Source organism: Acidovorax sp. LjRoot38, from assembly GCF_964252975.1.
In the GTDB taxonomy this organism is placed as follows: Bacteria; Pseudomonadota; Gammaproteobacteria; order Burkholderiales; family Burkholderiaceae_C; genus Acidovorax; species Acidovorax facilis.
Window position 1 is genome coordinate 162,152 of the sequence record NZ_CAXUPT020000001.1, and the last position, 18,317, is coordinate 180,468.

General features: G+C 67.0%; 11 protein-coding genes. 9 read left to right on the plus strand and 2 right to left on the minus strand.

Going from position 1 to position 18,317, the window contains the following annotated elements; all coding sequences use genetic code 11:
- Positions 1-29 precede the first annotated feature (29 nt).
- The 7 genes from ACSQ22_RS00790 to ACSQ22_RS00820 all read left to right on the plus strand — a co-directional run bounded on the left by ACSQ22_RS00790 (position 30) and on the right by ACSQ22_RS00820 (position 13,585).
- On the plus strand, positions 30-962 hold the full coding sequence (locus tag ACSQ22_RS00790) for a glutathione S-transferase family protein (RefSeq protein ID WP_436129112.1): 933 nt from the start codon (positions 30-32) through the stop codon (positions 960-962).
- A gap of 176 nt (positions 963-1,138) precedes the next feature.
- Positions 1,139-2,044 (plus strand): SDR family oxidoreductase, encoded by a 906-nt coding sequence (locus ACSQ22_RS00795; RefSeq protein WP_431149488.1) that lies wholly within the window; start codon positions 1,139-1,141, stop codon positions 2,042-2,044.
- Positions 2,045-2,168: 124 nt separating this feature from the next.
- Complete coding sequence (locus tag ACSQ22_RS00800; RefSeq protein ID WP_436129113.1) at positions 2,169-2,729, plus strand: methylated-DNA--[protein]-cysteine S-methyltransferase; 561 nt, start codon at positions 2,169-2,171, stop codon at positions 2,727-2,729.
- A 162-nt stretch (positions 2,730-2,891) separates the two neighbouring features.
- On the plus strand, positions 2,892-3,134 hold the full coding sequence (locus ACSQ22_RS00805) for a hypothetical protein (RefSeq protein WP_436129114.1): 243 nt from the start codon (positions 2,892-2,894) through the stop codon (positions 3,132-3,134).
- A 59-nt stretch (positions 3,135-3,193) separates the two neighbouring features.
- Positions 3,194-11,839: a GH36-type glycosyl hydrolase domain-containing protein gene (locus ACSQ22_RS00810; RefSeq protein WP_436129333.1), complete on the plus strand. Its 8,646-nt coding sequence runs from the start codon at positions 3,194-3,196 to the stop codon at positions 11,837-11,839.
- 192 nt (positions 11,840-12,031) lie between these two features.
- Complete coding sequence (locus tag ACSQ22_RS00815; RefSeq protein ID WP_055394229.1) at positions 12,032-12,706, plus strand: Crp/Fnr family transcriptional regulator; 675 nt, start codon at positions 12,032-12,034, stop codon at positions 12,704-12,706.
- A gap of 177 nt (positions 12,707-12,883) precedes the next feature.
- Positions 12,884-13,585: a Crp/Fnr family transcriptional regulator gene (locus ACSQ22_RS00820; protein ID WP_121506161.1), complete on the plus strand. Its 702-nt coding sequence runs from the start codon at positions 12,884-12,886 to the stop codon at positions 13,583-13,585.
- Between the two features lie 77 nt (positions 13,586-13,662).
- Here ACSQ22_RS00820 and ACSQ22_RS00825 read toward each other — a convergent pair whose 3' ends face one another.
- Positions 13,663-14,280: a BON domain-containing protein gene (locus tag ACSQ22_RS00825; RefSeq protein WP_436129115.1), complete on the minus strand. Its 618-nt coding sequence runs from the start codon at positions 14,278-14,280 to the stop codon at positions 13,663-13,665.
- A 132-nt stretch (positions 14,281-14,412) separates the two neighbouring features.
- Positions 14,413-15,276, minus strand: coding sequence for a diguanylate cyclase domain-containing protein (locus ACSQ22_RS00830; RefSeq protein ID WP_436129116.1), 864 nt, complete (start codon positions 15,274-15,276; stop codon positions 14,413-14,415).
- Positions 15,277-15,656: 380 nt separating this feature from the next.
- On the opposite strand from ACSQ22_RS00830, the gene ACSQ22_RS00835 reads away from it, so the two are divergent.
- Both ACSQ22_RS00835 and ACSQ22_RS00840 read left to right on the plus strand, forming a co-directional pair.
- Positions 15,657-16,679, plus strand: coding sequence for a GGDEF domain-containing protein (locus ACSQ22_RS00835; protein ID WP_436129117.1), 1,023 nt, complete (start codon positions 15,657-15,659; stop codon positions 16,677-16,679).
- A gap of 99 nt (positions 16,680-16,778) precedes the next feature.
- Positions 16,779-17,981, plus strand: a complete 1,203-nt coding sequence (locus tag ACSQ22_RS00840) for a multidrug effflux MFS transporter (RefSeq protein WP_228898373.1) — start codon at positions 16,779-16,781, stop codon at positions 17,979-17,981.
- The last annotated feature ends 336 nt before the right edge of the window (positions 17,982-18,317 follow it).

Genomic DNA, 18,317 nt, shown 5'->3' on the forward strand with positions numbered 1-18,317 from the left:
TCACCCTACAGAATTTTGCGGAGAACCCCATGTCCCACCTCATCCTGCACCACTACCCCTCGTCGCCGTTCTCCGAAAAGATCCGCGCGGTGCTCGGCTTCAAGCAGCTGGCCTGGAAGTCCGTGATCATCCCCAGCGTCATGCCCAAGCCCGATGTGGTGGCGCTCACGGGGGGTTACCGCAAGACGCCGTTCTTGCAGATCGGTGCCGACATCTATTGCGATTCGGCCCTCATCTGCGACGTGCTGGAGCATGAACAGCCCGAGCCGGTGCTGTACCCGCCGCACCTCAAGGGCGTGGCGCGTGTGTTTGCACAGTGGGCGGATAGCACGCTGTTCTGGGCCGCCATGGCCTACAACCTGCAGCCCAGAGGCGCTGCGGTGCTGTTTGCCAACTTGCCGCCTGCCGCCGCGCAAGTGTTTGGCGAAGACCGCCGCGAGATGAGCGCGGGCATGCAGCGCCTGCGACCGGCCGACGCGACGGCTGCCTACCGCTCGTACCTGCGCCGCATCGCCCACATGGCCGAGGAGCACGACTTCCTGTTCGGTGCCGAGCCCTGCCTGGCCGACTTTGCGGCCTACCACCCGCTGTGGTTCACGCGCCAGTGTGTGCCGGTGATGGCCGACATCTTTGCCGCCACCCCCGCCGTGCTGGAGTGGATGGACCGCATCGCAGCGCTGGGCCATGGTCGTATGGAAAAGTTCAGCGCTCAGGACGCCATCACGGTGGCCGCGGGCATGGACCCTTTGCCCCTGATGGACGACGTTTTCCAGGACGAACACGGCATCCCGCTGGGCAGCCAGGTCACGATTTCCGCCGAGAGCTTTGGCACGGAGCCCACCGAGGGCGAGCTGATTGCTGCCACCCGCACCCGCTACACGCTGCGCCGTACCGACCCGCGCGCGGGCACGGTGCATGTGCACTTCCCGCGCATTGGGTATGTTCTAAGACCATCCCCCTGAGCGGCTGCGCCGCTTCCCCCTTCTCTCGGCTTCGCCGGGAAGGGGGACGACGCCCTCGCACGCAAGCGAGGCGCCGCATACGCGGCTCGGCGGCCCTTGCTCGGTGTCCCCGGCGTGGGCCCCGCCAGTTTCAACCCAACGCTCTAAATTGTTACGGACTCAAGGAGACAAAAACCATGATCGACAACTTTTCCGGCAAAACCGCCGTCCTCACTGGCGCAGGCTCGGGCTTTGGCCTGGAATGCGCGCGCATCGGTGCCCGCCTCGGCATGAACCTGGTGCTGGTGGATGTGCAGCAGGACGCGCTGGACGCCGCCGCTGCCGAGATGCAGGCCGCAGGCAGCCAGGTGCTGGCCCGCAAGGTGGATGTATCGAACGCCGCGCAGATGGAACAACTGGCCGCCGATGTGCAGCAGCGCTTTGGTGCGCCGCACCTGGTGTTCAACAACGCGGGCGTGGGCGCGGGCGGGCTGGTGTGGGAGAACTCCGTCAAGGACTGGGAATGGGTGCTGGGCGTGAACCTGTGGGGCGTGGTGCACGGTGTGCGCCTGTTCACGCCCATGATGCTGGCAGCGGCCAAGGCCGACCCGGCCTGGCGCGGCCACATCATCAACACCGCCAGCATGGCGGGCCTGCTGGCGGCGCCCAACATGGGCATCTACAACGTGAGCAAGCACGCAGTGGTCAGCCTGTCTGAAACGCTGTACCAGGATTTGTCGCTGGTCACTGACCAGATCGGCGCCAGCGTGCTGTGCCCCTTCTTTGTGCCCACCGGCATCAACCAAAGCCACCGCAACCGCCCCGGCGACCTGCCTGCCGAAAAGCCCACCAAGAGCCAGCTCATCGGCCAGGCCATGAGCGACAAGGCCGTGGGCAGCGGCAAGGTGACCGCCGCCGAGGTAGCGCAAAAAGTGTTCGACGCAGCGGCTCAAGGCCAGTTCTACATCTACAGCCACCCCAAGGCCCTGGCTTCGGTGCAGACGCGCATGGAAGACGTGATGATGGGCCGCAACCCCACCGACCCGTTTGCCGCCAAGCCCGAGCTGGGCGCGCAACTGCGCGCGGCGCTGCGGGCCGATTGATGGCGCACGCGCATGCTTTGGTGCCGAAGATATGAGAAAAATTGGCCTCTAGCGCTTATCCAGTAAGCACTGGTAGCTATAAAAAGAGTAGTGAGTGCCAAACCTGCAAGGAGGGGCCCGCACTGTGCCTGATGCCACCCCTGGCCACGGCCATGCGCTGTTCGACACCGCCATCGGCACCTGCGGCATTGCCTGGGGCCCGGGCGGCATCGTGGCCGTGCAGTTGCCCGAGGCGGATGCCGAGGCGACCCGGGCGCGTTTGCTGCGCAGCCATTCACACTGCGCGCAGTCTGGGGAGCACCCCGCCCCCGTGCGCAGCGCCATCGAAGGCATCCAGGCGCTGCTGGCGGGGCAGCCCCGCGACCTGTGCGAGGTGCCGCTCGACATGTCCGGCATTTCGCCGTTTCACCAGCAGGTGTATGCGATTGCCCGGGCCATACCGCCGGGCCGCACGCGCACCTATGGCGAGGTGGCCGAACAGATCGGCAGCAAGGGCCTGTCGCGCGCCGTGGGGCAGGCGCTGGGCCTGAACCCGTTTGCGCCCGTGGTGCCGTGCCACCGGGTGCTGGCGGCGGGTGACCGGCCGGGCGGCTTTTCGGCCGGAGGCGGCGCGCTGACCAAGCTGCGCATGCTTCAGATTGAAGGCGCGTGCCCGGGTGGAACACCATCGCTCTTTGATTGGTAACTGATCGTTTCAGTTCTTGGTGGGTTGCCTTTGGGCTGAAAAAGGCCTCTCTGGTGGTCTGTTCGACAGCGTACAGACTCGCGGCCCCAGCCCCTTGTACAAGAGGATCAGAGCGCTGCCGCAACGCGGTGGCGCCATTCACTTGTGTACCAGGAGCCGCCTATGTCCCATCCATCCACCCTTGCCTCTGCGTGGGACACGTCTTGCGTCGGGCAGCCGGCAGACGTATCGCTGCTGGAGCTTTCCCACCTGGGTGAGCACTTGGCGCACTGCGGCGCCTTGCGCGGGCCGCTGGACCAGTTGCTCGCGGGTGCTGCGTGGCTGCAGACCCTGGTGGCCGAACATGTGGTGACCGTTGCGCTCTTGATCACGTTGCTGGTGGGGGTCGTATCGCTGGTGCGATAGGGGGCGCACGCATGGGCTTACGCACACCATGGCCCTGGGTTCCTTCCGCGCTGGACCGCATGCTCGATGCCCGGGCAGGCCTGGTGCTGGACCCCTTGCGGGCCGAAGTGTTTGGCGTGGCCCGCTTCGAAGAGCATGGCCGGCACCTGGGCGCGTCCCACGACGCAGGCAAGGCACCGTTTGGCCGCACCACCTTTTACCCACGCCTGCAGAGCAACATCCGCGCGCTGCGGGCCGCATACCGCTACCTGTTCGATGCACCGCATGACGAGCATGCCATCAGCCCCGCCGCTGAATGGCTGTTTGACAACTTCCACCTGATCGAAAGCCAGCTCAAGGAGATCCGGGCCGGGCTGCCACCGCGTTACTACCGCTCGCTGCCGGTGCTCAAAGACGCCCCGCTGGTGGGCCTGCCGCGTGTGTACGGTGTGGCGTGGTCGTTTGTGGCCCATACCGACAGCGCGTTTGATGAATCGCTGCTGGTGCACTACCTGAATGCCTACCAGCAGACCCGCGAGCTGAGCCAGGGGGAGCTGTGGGCGTTGCCCACCACGCTGCGTGTGGTGCTGGTGGAAAACCTGCGCCGCTTGGCCGAGCGCCTGGCCAGCCACAAGGCCGCGCAGGAGCTGGCCAGCCTGTGCGCCGCCCGCAGCAAGGACCTGAACGTGTTGACGCTGGATGCCGCCTGCGCAGCCATGGAGCAGCGTGGCGTGGCACCGGTGTTCCTGGCCCACCTGGCGCAGTCGATGATGGGGCGCGGCGTGGTGGGCGGGCATGCCGCTGCAGGCACGCCAACGCTCGTACAGCAGTGGTTGCTGACCGCTGTGCCTGACCTGGTGGCGTTGCAGGCCCAGCAGCAGATCAACCAGGCCGCCGACCAGCTGAGCATGGGCAATGCCGTCACGGCACTGCGGCGGGTGGGTGCGGCCGACTGGTCCGACATCATCAGCCAGACCAGCCTGGTGCTGCGCGCCATGCTGCAGTCGCCCGTGTTCGCGGCCGAAGACGAGTCCACCCGCAACACCACCTTGCACGGCATCGAAAACCTGTCGGCCCGCAGCGGGCAGGGCGAGGCCGCCGTGGCGCAGGCGCTGCTGGTGCTGATGTCGGGTGCCGACGGCGAGCCTCCAGATCATCCGGGAGCTGCGCAGGCCTTGGCAGGCTATTGGCTGCAAGGCGCCGGGCGCAACCAGCTGGAGCATGCCCTGGGTGTGCGCCGACATGCCACCGACGCGGTGGCCCTGTGGCGGTCTGCGGTGGGCCTGTCGCGTGTGCCGTTGTACCTCGGCGCCTTGCTGCTGGGCTCGCTCGGTTTGCTGGCCTGGCTGATGGCGCCCTTGTGGGGTGTGCAGGCGGGGCCCGATACCAGCGCAGCCCATCTTGTGGGCCTGGCGCTGCTCGCCGTCTTGTTGCTGCTGCCGGTGTCCGAGATCGTTGTGGCTGTGGTCAACCGGCTCATTGGCGAATCTGTCCGGCCGACCTACATGCCCCGCTACCTGCTGCCAGCGGGCATTCCGGTATCGGCACGTGTGCTGGTGGCGATCCCGGCCCTGCTCAGCAGCACCGGCACCATCGACCGGCTGGTGCACCGCCTGCACCTGCATTACCTGGCCAACCCCGAGCCCTTTGCGCAATTTGCGCTGCTGACCGACGGTGTGGATGCCGATGTGCAAGACCTGCCCGAAGACGGCGTGCTGCTGGCCCATGCCGAGGGCTTGATGTTGGCCCTGAATGCCCAGCACCCGTCTATCACGGGCGGTGCCCCGCGGTTTTTGCTGCTGCACCGCACCCGCACCTACAGCCCCACGCAGCAGCAGTGGATCGGCTGGGAGCGCAAGCGCGGCAAGCTCGAACAGCTGGTGGCGGCCCTCGCCACTGGCGGGCAAGGCGCCTTCCTGGACCTGGGCGAACTCTCGCACCTGGCGCCCCAGACCCGCTATGTGCTCACGCTCGACAGCGATACGCAGCTGCCCCCGGGCCGCCTGCGCAGCCTGGTGGGGGTGGCCGAGCACCCAGAGAACCAGCCCCGGCTGGATGCCACATGCCAGCGCGTGGTGCAGGGCTACGGCATCCTGCAGCCCCGGGTGCTGGCGCCACTGCCCACCTCTGCCAGCACCTCGTTGTGGCAATGGCTGTTTGCGGGCCAGCAGGGGCTGGACCCGTACAGCGCCATGACGTCCGACGTCTACCAGGATTTTTTTGCCGAAGGCAGCTTCACCGGCAAGGGCCTGCTGCATGTGGCCACGGTGCACGCCGTGCTGGGCGGGCGCCTGCCGGCCGACCAGGTGCTGAGCCACGACCTGCTCGAAGGTGCGCTGGCACGCTGCGCCGTGGTCAGCGATGTGACGCTGGTGGAGGCGGAGCCCGAACACAGTGACACCGCCGCCGCCCGCCTGCACCGCTGGACGCGGGGCGACTGGCAGCTGTGGCCCTTTCTGGCCCAGGCCCGCCGCTGGAGCCTCTCACCGGTCAACCGCTGGAAGCTGCTGGACAACCTGCGCCGCTCGCTCGTGGCGCCCGCATCGCTGATGCTGGTGGTGCTGGCCCTGGCGGGCCTGGGCCTCCCCTTGGCCAGCACGCTGGCGCTGGTGGTTGCGGCCTATGCGGCTGCGCCCTTGATGGGGGCACTGGCGGGCTGGGTGCCCAGCCGTTTTGGGCTGGTCGGCATGCGTTTTGTGCACGAAGCATCGGGCGACCTGTTGAGGGCCCTGGCCAGTGGTGTGTGGCACTTGGCCCTGCTGCCGCAGCAGGCGCTGCTGCTGGGCGATGCCGTGGTACGCACCGTGCACCGGCAGGCCGTGAGCCGCTGGCATCTGCTGGAGTGGACCACGGCCGAGGCTGCGCAGAACACCCTGATCACAGGCCTGGGCGCCACGCTGCGCAGACACAAGGCGGCACCCTTGCTGGCGCTGGGCTGCGGCGTGGCGCTGTGGGCCGGTGGAACCCAGGCACCCTGGGCCTTGGTGGGGCCGCTGCTGGCGCTGTGGGCGCTGTCGCCGCTGCTGGTGTGGCTGGCCAACCGCGTTCCGTCTGGCCTGGGCAACCCAACACTGTCGGCACAAGACCAGGACCTGCTGCACGGCGTGGCGCGCGACACCTGGCGTTTGTTCGAGCGCTGTGTGGATGCCCACAACCACCATCTGCCGCCCGACAACCTCCAGACCGCCCCGTATGAAATGGTGGCGCACCGTACCTCGCCCACCAACATCGGGCTGTACCTGCTGAGCGCCAGCTGTGCGCGCCAGTTCGGCTGGATCGGCACGCTGGAGCTGCTCGACCGGCTCGAAGCCACCCTCGTGACCCTGCAAGCCATGGAGCGGCACCGGGGCCACTTCCTGAACTGGTACGACACCGAAACCCTGCAGCCCCTGCACCCGCGCTATGTGTCCACGGTGGACAGCGGCAATCTCTGCGCGCACCTGGTTGCCGTGGCGCAGGCCTGCAGCGCGCTGGCGGCGCAGCCACTGTCACCGCTGGCGGGTGCGCAGGCCATCCGCACCTCGCTGGCTCGACTGCAGCCCCGGCTGGGCGTCCACCACCCGGGCTTGCGTGGGATGCAGCCCTCGTCCGCCTTGAGCCGTCTGCTGGGAATGCGTCTGCCGGACCCGGCGCACCAGCCGGAGGCCACGGCGTTTCGCGCGCTGCTGGCGCAGGCGCAGGACGAACTGCGCAGCATGGCCCAGCCACGCCACCCGGCCATCGTGCACAGCCCGCCCACGGCGCAGGACGAACTGCTGTGGCTGCTGGCCGACCACCTGGCCACACTGCAGTCGGTGGACCGCGACCAGCATGCCGCGCACAGTGGCGGCGCGCCCGATGCCACGCGGCGCCTCACGGCCTTGGCCGATGCGCTGGACGCCCTGGCCTGGCAGGCCGACTTCCGGTTTCTGTACCACCCCCGCCGGCACCTGTTGCACATTGGCTACCGGGTGGACGAGCAGCAGCTGGACACCTCGTTCTACGACTTGCTCGCGTCCGAGTCGCGCACTACCAGCCTGCTGGCCGTCGCCAAGGGCGACTTGCCCGTCAAGCACTGGGCGGCCCTGGGGCGGCCGTTCTTTGCCAGCGGCCACCATGCGGTGCTGCGCTCGTGGTCAGGCTCGATGTTCGAGTACCTGATGCCCACGCTGGTCATGGACGAGCCGTATCACAGCGCCCTGGGCGAGGCAGGGCGGTCCGCCCTGCGTGAGCATATGGCGCTGGTGCTGGCCTTGGGCAAAGACATGCCCTGGGGCATTTCAGAATGCGCCTACGCCGGGCGCGACCACACGCTGGCCTACCAGTACGCTCCGCAGGGCGTGCCCCGCCTGGCCTTGCGCCGCACGCCCGTGGGCGAGCTGGTGATTGCCCCCTATGCCACGGCGCTGGCCACCCAGGTGGATGCCCGTGCAGCCTGCGCCAACTTCCGCACGCTGGCCGCACTGTCGGCGCGGGGGCGCTACGGCTTTTACGAGGCGCTGGACTTCACGCCCGAACGCCAGACCCATGGCGAACGGCTCACGCTGGTCAGCACCTACATGGCCCACCACCAGGGCATGACCATCGTGGCGCTGGCCAACGTGCTGCTCGGTGGCGTTGCGCAGCGCTGGGGCACGGCGCATGCCCGCATCGAAGCCGTGCTGCCGCTGCTGCAGGAGCGCGCCCCGCGCGAGCTGCCCACCTTGCAGGCCACACCGCCGCGCCTGCCGCTGCATGCGCGCCAACAAAAAACACCCGACCATGTGCGCCCCGTCACCCCGGGCGCCCAGGTCTTGGAGCCCACACACCTGCTGGGCAACGGGCGCTACAGCGTTACCCTGCGCGCCAACGGGGCAGGGTGGAGCCGCTGGCACCAGACGGGCATCACCCGCTGGCGCGACGATGCGCTGCGGGATGCACATGGCAGCTTTCTGTATGTGCGGCAGATGGGCTCCAGCGTGCCCGCGTCCGTCACCAGCCACCCCGCGCCCGATGCGCGTGCGGTGTATGGCAGCATCTTCCACACCGACCGCGTGTGTTTTGACGCACTGTGGCCGGGGCTGCGCGTGCACACCACCGTGTGGGTGAGCCCGGAAGACGACATTGAACTGCGCAAGGTGGTGGTGAGCAACCTGGGTGATGAGGTGATCGAGCTGGAGCTGATTTCGGCCCTGGACATCACCCTGGCCACCCACGCGGCCGACGAGGCGCACCCCGCGTTCTCCAACCTTTTCGTCGCGGCCGACTGGCTGCCCGCACAGCAGGCGCTGAGGTTCATCCGAACGCCCCGCCTGCAGACCGAGACCACCCTGCAAGCCGCCCACTTTGTCGCAGATACCCAAGGGCAGGTGCTGGGCCTGCGTTGCCAGACCGACCGGCAGCTCTGGCTGGGGCGCAACCATACGCCCGGCCAGCCGTTGGCTTTGCTCAGCCGCGTGCCTGAAGTGCCTGCATCGCTGGACACGGGCCTGGACCCTGTGGCGGCGCTGGGCGTGATGCTGCGCATTGCGCCCGGTGCGCAGGCCTGCGTCACTTTTGCCACGGCGGCATCGCAAGACCCGGCCACGCTGCTGGCCATCATCGACAAGTACCGCCAGCCCACCTATCTGGAGCGCGCTTCGGCCATGTCGGCCACGCTGGCCAGCATCCAGTGGGCGTCGCACCGCCCGCACCGCGACTACCTGCCCGCGCTGCAGGCACTGACCACGGCGCTGGTGTTCACGCTGCCCAAGGTCCACACCCCCTACCTGGGCGTGCTGACCGAGGCCCAGGCCGCCCACCCCGTGTGTGACCGGCGCACGTTGTGGCAACTGGGCCTCTCAGGCGACCGGCCCATCGTGCTGGTGATGGCCGGATCGCCCCAGGGCATGGGCTTGCTGCGCACGCTGGCCCAGGCGCTGCGCGAATGGGCGCATGGCGGTGTGGCCTGCGACCTGGTGGTGCTCAGCAGTGAATCGCACTCGTACCACATGCCCCTGCAGCGGGAGCTGACGCTGCTGCGCGAGCACCACGATGCCGATCTGGCCACACACACCGGCCCGGCGGTGACCAGCCTGCGGGTGCTACGGCTGGATGAGCTGTCGGCTGCGCAGCTGGGCACCTTGGTGAGCCTGGCCCGCATCACCCTGCAGGCCGACGGCCATGCGCTCGTGCACCAGGTGAAGGCTTGGGTAGGAGCCCATGGCGTCTCGATGGCCAGCCCCTGGCGCGGCGGCGCCACGGACGAAGTGCCCACGCACCAGGGCAGCACGCGGGCGCCCGCGCCGGTGGGCGGTTTTGCGCCGGTGACCGGCACCTTTGGGTTTGATGTGTCGGCCGCGCTGCGGCCTGCCAAACCTTGGGTCAATGTGCTGGCCAATGCCCAGTTGGGGGCCATGGTGTCGGAAACTGGCGCGGGCAACACCTGGGCGCTCAACAGCCGCCTGAACCAGCTCACCGCATGGTCCAACGACCCGGTGGCCGACCCGCCCGCCGAATGGCTGCTGCTGCAAGACCGCCGCACGCGCGAGGTGTGGGGCCTGACGCCCTCGGCCTGGGGTGCGGCCGATGTGGCGTACCGCGTGGAGCACGCCCAGGGCACCACCACCATCCGCCACCGCAGAGGCGCGCTGGATGTGGAGGTGCGCTGGTGTGTGGACCCCGTCACCGCCATCAAGCAGGTGTTTGTGCAGGTGCGCAACCTGGGCAACCGGCGCGAGCACTTGCGCCTGGTGGGCATGGTGGAGTGGATGATGGGCGAAAAACGCGGCGACCGTGCCACGCTGGCCACCGCCCCGTGTTTTGCACCACTGCCCGATGGCCGCTTGCTGGGCCTGCTGTGCACGCAGACCGAGGCGGCCGCAGGCTTGGGCGGGGGCACGGCCTTTTTCTGCGAAGCCTCGGCTGGGCCGGGCACGGACGACCGTGCCAACGACAGCCTGGACTGGACTTGCGACCGCCGCGAGTTCTTCGATGCGCAGGGCAATCTGGTGGTGCCCCTGCAGCTGGGGCAGCGCAGCGGGTTTGGGATGGACCCCTGTGCAGCCCTGTCGCGTTTGGTGACCTTGCGGGCCGGGGCGGTGTTCGAGCGCGTGTACCTGATGGGCTACGCCCCCACCGAGGTTGAGGCACGCACCCTGGGCGCCGAGGCCATGGCCGTGGCGGCCCGCACGCGGGAGAAGGCGACCGTCGACCAGTGGAATCTGCTGCTGGGCGCAACGCAGGTGGACACGCCCGATCCGCTGTTCGACGTGCTGGTCAACCGCTGGCTGCTGTACCAGACGGTGTCTTCACGCTTGTTTGCCAAAGCGGGCTTTTACCAGGCGGGCGGTGCCACGGGCTACCGCGACCAGTTGCAGGATGCCATGGCTCTTGCCTGGGCACAGCCGGGTACCTTGCGCGCACAGATCGTGCTGTGCGCATCGCGCCAGTTTGAAGCGGGCGATGTGCAGCATTGGTGGCACACGCCGGGCGGGGCCGGGGTGCGCACGCATTTCTCGGACGACCTGCTTTGGCTGCCCTTTGCCTGCGCGCATTACCTGGAACGCACTGCAGACCACAGCTTGCTGGAGGAGCAGGTGGCGTTCCTTGAAGGTTCTGCGATCCCCGAAGGGGCGGAAGACATCTACGAATCGCCCAGCGCCAGCACCACCACGGCCAGTGTGTACGAGCATGCCGCCCGCACCATCGACCGCAGCCTGCGCACCGGCGCACACGGCCTGCCGCTGATGGGCGGCGGCGACTGGAACGACGGCATGAACCGCGTGGGCGACGGTGGGCGCGGCGAATCGGTGTGGCTGGCGTGGTTCCTGTGCGCCATCGTCACCGACTGGATTCCGATCGCCCGCGATCGGGGCGATCTGGATCGCGTGCAGCGGTGGGACGCTGCCCTGACCGGCTGGCGCGCCGCATTGGAAAACCAGGCGTGGGACGGTGATTGGTACCAGCGCGCCTTTTTTGACGATGGCACGGCACTGGGCTGCCACACGCGGGACGAGGGCCGCATTGACCTCATCGCCCAGGCCTGGGCAGTGCTCTCTGGCGCAGCAAGGCCTGCGCGGCAGCGCCATGCGATGGACGCGGTCGAGGAGCATCTGGTCAACCCCGCAGCAGGCTTGATCCAGCTGCTGGCGCCCCCGCTGCGCCATGCATCACCCAGCGCGGGCTACATCCAGGCCTACCCGCCCGGCGTGCGCGAGAACGGGGGGCAATATGCCCATGGCGGCGTGTGGGCGCTGATGGCCGCCGCAGAACTGGCCCTGCAGGAGCCTGAGCACCCCGGTGCGTTCGATGTGCCTTACCGTTACTTCACTTACCTGAGCCCGGCGCACCGGGCCCAGCACCCGGTGTGGGGGCCGGGGTACGCCGTGGAGCCCTATGTGATGGCGGCCGACATCTACAGCCAGCCACCCTATGTGGGGCGCGGCGGCTGGAGCTGGTACACCGGCGCGGCGGGCTGGCTGCACCGGGCGGCGGTGGAGTCCATCGTGGGGTTGCAGATGGGCGCGCAGGAGCTGTTCTTCACCCCATGCCTGCCATCGCACTGGCCGGGCGCAGAGTTGACGCTGGTGCGCGGTGGGCGCACGCTGCGGTTCATCCTGGTGCGGATGGCCCCAGGAGCGGAGCCTGCCGCGTTGCCGGACGGTGCCCCATCTGGCGCACGCTGGCTCCAGGTGGGAGAGCGGCTCCGCTGGGTCGATCTGCCTTTGGACCTGTGTTGTGTGATTCCCCTCTCGGTACATGCCGACACGGTTTCTGGCGCTGTGTAGTACCTTGGGATGGGCGCCATTTGGTAAATGTGTGTATGTGCGATACCGTACAGACCCGAAGGGCGTGGCCCCACAAACTGGCTGCTTGCCCAGCGGGGCAGGCACAACCGCGAGGGTGGTGCGCCCCGCGTTCCACAAGGTGCTGCCATCAAACGATCCAACTCCCCCCTCCAGAATCAATTGCTGGCCGCTTTGCCGAAGGTGGAGTTGCAGCGTTGGCTGCCGCAGCTGGAGTCGGTGGAGCTGCCTTTGGGGCAGGTGCTGTACGAATCCGGTGCAGCCATGCCATTCGTGTATTTCCCCACCAACGCCATCGTGTCTCTGCTGTACGTGCTGGAGGATGGTGCCTCGGCGGAGATTGCGGTAGTGGGCTTTGAGGGCCTGGTGGGCATCTCCATCTTCATGGGTGGCGGTTCTACCCCGAGCCGGGCTGTAGTGCAAAGCGCGGGTTCGGGTTACCGCATGCGCGCCGACGCCATGAAGCAAGAGTTTGCCCGCTCCGGGCCGGTCATGCACCTGCTGTTGCGCTACACCCAGGCACTCATTACCCAGATGGCGCAGACCGCCGTGTGCAACCGCCACCATTCGCTGGACCAGCAGCTGTGCCGCTGGCTGCTGCTGAGCCTGGACCGCCTGCAAAGCAACCAGCTGGTGATGACGCAGGAACTGATCGCCAACATGCTGGGTGTACGGCGCGAGGGCGTGACGGAAGCGGCCCTCAAGCTGCAGCGTGCGGGGCTGATCAGCTATGCCCGGGGTCATATCAATGTGCTGGATCGCCCGGGCCTGGAAGCACGCACCTGCGAGTGCTACGAGGTCGTCAAGAAGGAGTACGACCGGTTGCTGCCCACGGGCGTTGCCAGCTAGCGCGTTTTCGAAGTGGTGCCGGGTCGGGCGGGGCAGGCGTGCTGTGTGCGCTGGCAGACAGTCGCGCGGCAAAGTGACGCCCACACTGGCCGCAGACCTGCGCTGGGCAAGCCCCCGTGCGGTTGTCATGATGCCGCTTCTTTGAGCGGCGCGGACCGACCTGTGAGACGCCCCCCGATGCACCGCCCCGAAAATGCCCTTCTTCTCAAGTTGCGCCCTGCCGCGCGCCAGCAGTTGTTGGACCACTGCGAACCGTTCGAACTGGTGCTTTCCGCAGAGCTGAGCGTGCGGGGCAAGCCGCTGCAGCATGCCCACTTTCCCATTGAAGGTTTCCTGTCCCTGGTGATCGATGTGGACAGCCACCCCCCGCTCGAAGTTGGCATGGTCGGGGGAGAGGCGATGCTGGGGGCGGAGCTGATTCTGGGGCTGGCGGCCACACCTTGGCGGGCGCTGGTGCAGGGGGCCGGGTCCAGCTGGCGCATCGGCGCCCAACAACTGCGCACGCAGATCGACGCGATTCCCGAACTGGAGGCCTTGCTCCAGGCCTGCCTGCTGACGCGCCTGCACCAGCAGACGCTGGCGGCGGCATGCCAGCGCTACCACCAGATTGCGCCGCGCCTGGCGCGCTGGCTGCTGATGATGCAGGACCGCTCACATTCAGAGTGTTTTCACGTCACCCAGGAATTCATGGCCCTGATGCTGGGCGTGCGCCGCGTGGGCGTGACCGAGGCGGCCAGCCATTTTCAGGACAGCGGGTTGATCGTCTACCACCGGGGCGAACTCACGGTGCTCGACCGCAAGGCGTTGGAGGCCGAGGCCTGCAGCTGCTACGCCGCAGACAAGCAGATCTATCAGCGATTGATGAAGGCCAAAGTCTGACCATCCAGAAGACCTCAGGAGGCTCTGAGAGCGCAGCGCCCGCACGGTTGTGCCCCGTTCCGGGCAAGGGGCCGCGCCTACTGCTTGATCAACAGTTCTTCTTGAATGCTGCGAATGCCCAGCACGCGGTGGGCCAGGTGGACCCAGCCGCTCTGCTTGCGTTCAGTGTCGGCAGGCAGCCCGGTTTCCAGAGCCAGGGGATGGCTCAATGCCATCCCAACGGGGGACGGTGCTGGCGGCGTCCCATCCTGCCCGGCGGATTCAGGGTGTGAGAAATTGCCCAAACTGCGCTGGTTGCGCAACGTGTCTGAGTCGGGAACGTAGCTCTTGCCGAGGGTCGGGTTGGGGGCCACGCCTGTAGAGAACATGAAGCTGTCCACCGAACTCACACCGGGCACGGTTTGCGCCACAAACACAGCAAGGTCGATCTGCGTGGGGTCTGCCGCCATGCCGCTGAGCAGCACCACCCCCTGGTGCGATTCGACGCCGATGTTGAAGCTGTTTACCACCGGCGACAGGATGAGTGCGGCGCGGACGCGAGACGTCAGCACGCTGTCTTCCAGGTAGGCGGTGGGGGAGGGGGCGGCAAGCGTCCAGTCGGTGACAAGCTCGATGCGCTTGCAGCCTTGCAGCGACATCACCGCCAACGCCCCCAGAAGGGCCCTGGAAAGCTTACAGGGTGTGGGATGTCGCATGCAAAAGTCCTTTGGAAAGGTTGTCACCATGGTGGTGGCCGTTGTTTGCACTGTCCCATGGCACGCTGCATCCGTCTGTTCGTAACCGTACTCATGGGAATGTTTTACTTTGTGAGGAAGGCACCTGCGGGATCACGCGGCTTCGCCGTAGAACGCGAATCCGCGCTGTTCGCGCTTGGCCGCATACATCGCCGCATCGGCGCATGCCATCAGGTCTTTGGCCGCCGAGCCATGCTGGGGGCACATGGCTACGCCAATGCTGGGGCACACCAGCAGTTGCAGGTCGGCGACCTTCATGGGGCGGGACACGGCCTCCAGCAACTTGGCGCACAGCTGGCGCAGCGGCGCAGCGTCGGCCACGCCTTGTAGCAGGCAGACAAATTCGTCGCCCCCAAGGCGCACCACCAGGTCGCCGTGGCGCACTGCTGCACTCAGCCGTGCTGCGGTAATGCGCAGCACCTCGTCCCCCACGCCGTGTCCATGGGTGTCGTTCACGGTCTTGAAGTGGTCGAGGTCAATGTAGATCACCGTTGGCCCAAGGTCTTCAGGCCCGCGCTGGGCAAGGGCCTGGCCCAGTTGCTGCATCAGGTGGCGGCGGTTGGGCAGGGTTGTCAGCTCATCATGCAGGGCTTGGTGGCGCGCGTGGCGCTCACCCCCACGCACGCAGGCCAGATCGGCCTCGGCCTGAATGAGTGCCTTGCGGGTTCCGCGGAAGGCGCGTTCCAGCGCTTGCCGCTGGGCGGTTTCGCGCTGGAGGGCCTGGCGCATTTCCTCAAGGGCCGCAACGCACTCTGGCAAGCTGACATCGGCGCCGGGCTTGGGATAGGGGGTGTGGGTGGTGCGGGGAAGGAGGACTTTCGCATGCGGTGCTGCGCGGTGGAACCACTCCGCACGTATCGCCCGGAACACCTGGTTCCAGCGCCGCAGTTGCACGGTGGTTGGCCAGGACGTGGTGAGGGCTTTGCCCCACAGAAATGATCTTTGGTTGGTACCCATATGCCGAGCCCTGTTGTGCCTTCACCTCAAGGAAGGAGATTTGATTTGCCTTACGGCGTGTGGTCAGGGCGCACGTGCGCTATTGCCAGCGCAGACAGACTCCCTGTTGCCACAAAGTCTGCAGGGTTGCTGCCGGTGTCACTGTCTGTCACCGCACATATCTGGCCGAGGACGGGCCGGTGAAGGCGGCCTGTTGCAGCTTGTCTCAGGAGGGGCAGTGGTGGCGTGTTGCGAGTGTTACATTCAGTTATACCGTTTGAAGCAACTGTTTTTGCCCTTGCTGCGCGACCCTTGGGAGATCGCCTCCGGGCTCTTGGCTGCTGTGGCAGCTTCGCTGGCTGTCCGTGAATTTTTGAAGTCTCAGGCAAGGAATCCCTCCCATGTCCCCAGAACGCCAACGGCTGATTCGCCTGCTGTTCGACGAATACATCGAGATGTATGCCGCACGGGACGCAAGGCTGGTCACCCGTTTTAGTGACAACTTCAGCGGCTTTGCGGGCAGCAGCGACCAGCTGGTCAAGAGCCGTAGCGATTGGGTTGACGTCACCTTGCAGGACTTTGCCCAGGTGCCCGGCCGCATCGGCATTGACGTGGTGGACCTCTTCCCCCAGGAACTGAGCGATGACGTGGTGGCCGTCACGGCGTTTTTCCACATCCGGCTGCCCATTCCTGACGCACTGTTTGCCCGCGAGACCGCGCGACTGGTGCTGGTGTTTCGCCATGAGGAGGGCGACTGGAAGATTGCCCACAGCAGCATTTCCATCCCCTACGGCCTGGCGCGTGACGGCGAGGTGTACCCGGTAGGCCGCCTGCAGCAGCGCAACCTGGAGCTGGAGGCGCTGGTGGAAGAGCGCACCCAAGCCCTGGCGCAGGCCAACCAGCGGCTGCAACTGATCAGCAACACCGATGGGCTCACCGGCATTGCCAACCGCCGCCATTTTGACCAGACCCTGGCGCACGAATGGGCCCGCGCCCAGCGGGCGCAGACGCCGCTCTCGCTGATCATGCTGGACGTGGACGTGTTCAAGCACTTCAACGACCACTATGGTCACCTGGCGGGCGATGCCTGCCTGCAGGCTCTGGCCCTGACCCTGGCGCAAACCGGCGGGCGCCGCGAGGGTGATCTGGCGGCGCGTTTTGGTGGCGAGGAGTTTGTGGTGCTGCTGACGGCGTCGGATGAGCAGGCTGCCATGGAAGTGGCCCGCCAGATCCAGCAGGCCATCCAGGCGCTGGCCTTGCCGCATGAGGGGGCACCCTTTGGCATCGTGACCGTCAGCTTTGGCGTGGCCAGCCTTGTGCCCCAGCGTGACCAGGCCCCCGAAGAACTGGTGCGCCGCGCCGACCGCGCCATGTACCGCGCCAAGCAGGCCGGGCGCAACCGCATCGAGCTGGCTCCGGACTGAAGGGTGGGCGCAGTACCTGCCGTGCGCAGGTAGCGCTGTTGGCCGTTCATTCAGGGTTTACCCGAGTGGTGTGCACCGAAATGGTGACAATGGGCGGCTATGCATTTTTCCCGCTTCCTCAAAATGGCCCTCATCCTGGGTCTGCTCTCGGCCATCGGCCCCTTTGCCATCGACATGTACCTGCCCGCGCTGCCCGACATTGGCGCCAGCCTGGGGGCGTCGGTGGGCGCTGTGCAGTGGAGCCTGACGGCGTTTTTCCTGGCGCTGGGGGCTGGCCAGCTGTTCTACGGCCCTATCTCCGATATGGTGGGGCGCAAGCCGCCGCTGTACTTTGGCCTGGGCCTGTTCACGGTGGCCAGCGTGGGGTGTGCGCTGGCCAGTGACATCGAAACCCTGGTGGCCCTGCGCTTTTTACAGGGCCTGGGCGCGGCGGCGGGCATGGCCATACCGCGTGCCGTGGTGCGCGACCTGCACACGGGCACCGATGCAGCGCGGCTGATGTCGCTGCTGATCCTGGTGTTCAGCGTGTCGCCCATCCTGGCGCCGCTGGCGGGCAGCGGGGTGATTGCGCTCACGGGCTGGCGCGGCGTCTTCTGGGTGGTGGCTGTTGCCGCCGTAGCAGGGCTGGCGCTGGTGTACGGCAGCCTGCAGGAGACACGCCCCGCGTCCGACCGCGTGGAAAGCAGCCTGGGCGGCGCCCTGCGCGCCTACGCGCTGCTGCTGCGCGACTGGCACTACCTGGGCCTGGTGTTCATTGGCGGCTGTGCCATGGCCGGGTTTTTTGTGTACCTTGCGGGCTCGCCGTTTGTGCTCATCAACCACTACGGGCTGACGCCCACGCAGTACAGCCTGGCCTTTGGGGTTAACGCGGCGGCGTTCATCGGCGCCTCCCAGTTCACCGCCACGCTGGGTGAGCGCTTTGGCATGGTGCGGGTGGTGAAGGCGGCGGCCACGGCCTCGGGCGCGGTCATGGCGTCGTTGCTGCTGTACTACCTGCTGGGCGGCGATGACCTGGCCGTGCTGATCGGTTTGTACTTTGTAGCCAGCGCGCTCATGGGGCTGGTCATCCCCACCACCTCGGTGCTGGCGCTGGAGAAACACGGCGCCATCGCCGGCACGGCATCTGCCCTGCTGGGCACACTGCAGATGCTGACGGGCGCCTTGGCCATGGGCGTGGTCGGCCTGTTTGCCACCGGCAAGCCCTTGCCCATGGTAGTCGGCATGGCCACCGGGGCGCTGGTGGGCGTGGCGCTGGCGTGGATCACGCTGGGCGGCAGGCGCGGGGCGATGGTGCATGCCTAGTCCGTGCCGCAAGCGCTTGTAGAAAAATTTGAATAAAAAGTGCCTCTACCGCTTGATAGATAAGCGCTAGAAGCTATGAATAGAGGAGCACTTCTCCGCTGTGAAGTGATCATTGTGCGGGCTCCTTCTGGGCGTGCACTTGCCGTTCAGGTAGATGTAATGAACCAGCCTGCGGGAGCCAGGGGAGTAGTCGGCCTGCAGGTTGCCGTGGGCGCCATGGAACTCATGCGTTGTGATGCCTCCCAGAATGACCCGCGTGCGCTGTCCCCTCCGCCGCCACATAGTGCCTGCGTTTAATGGAGCGTATAAGCGACGCTTATCTCGGTATAAGTATTA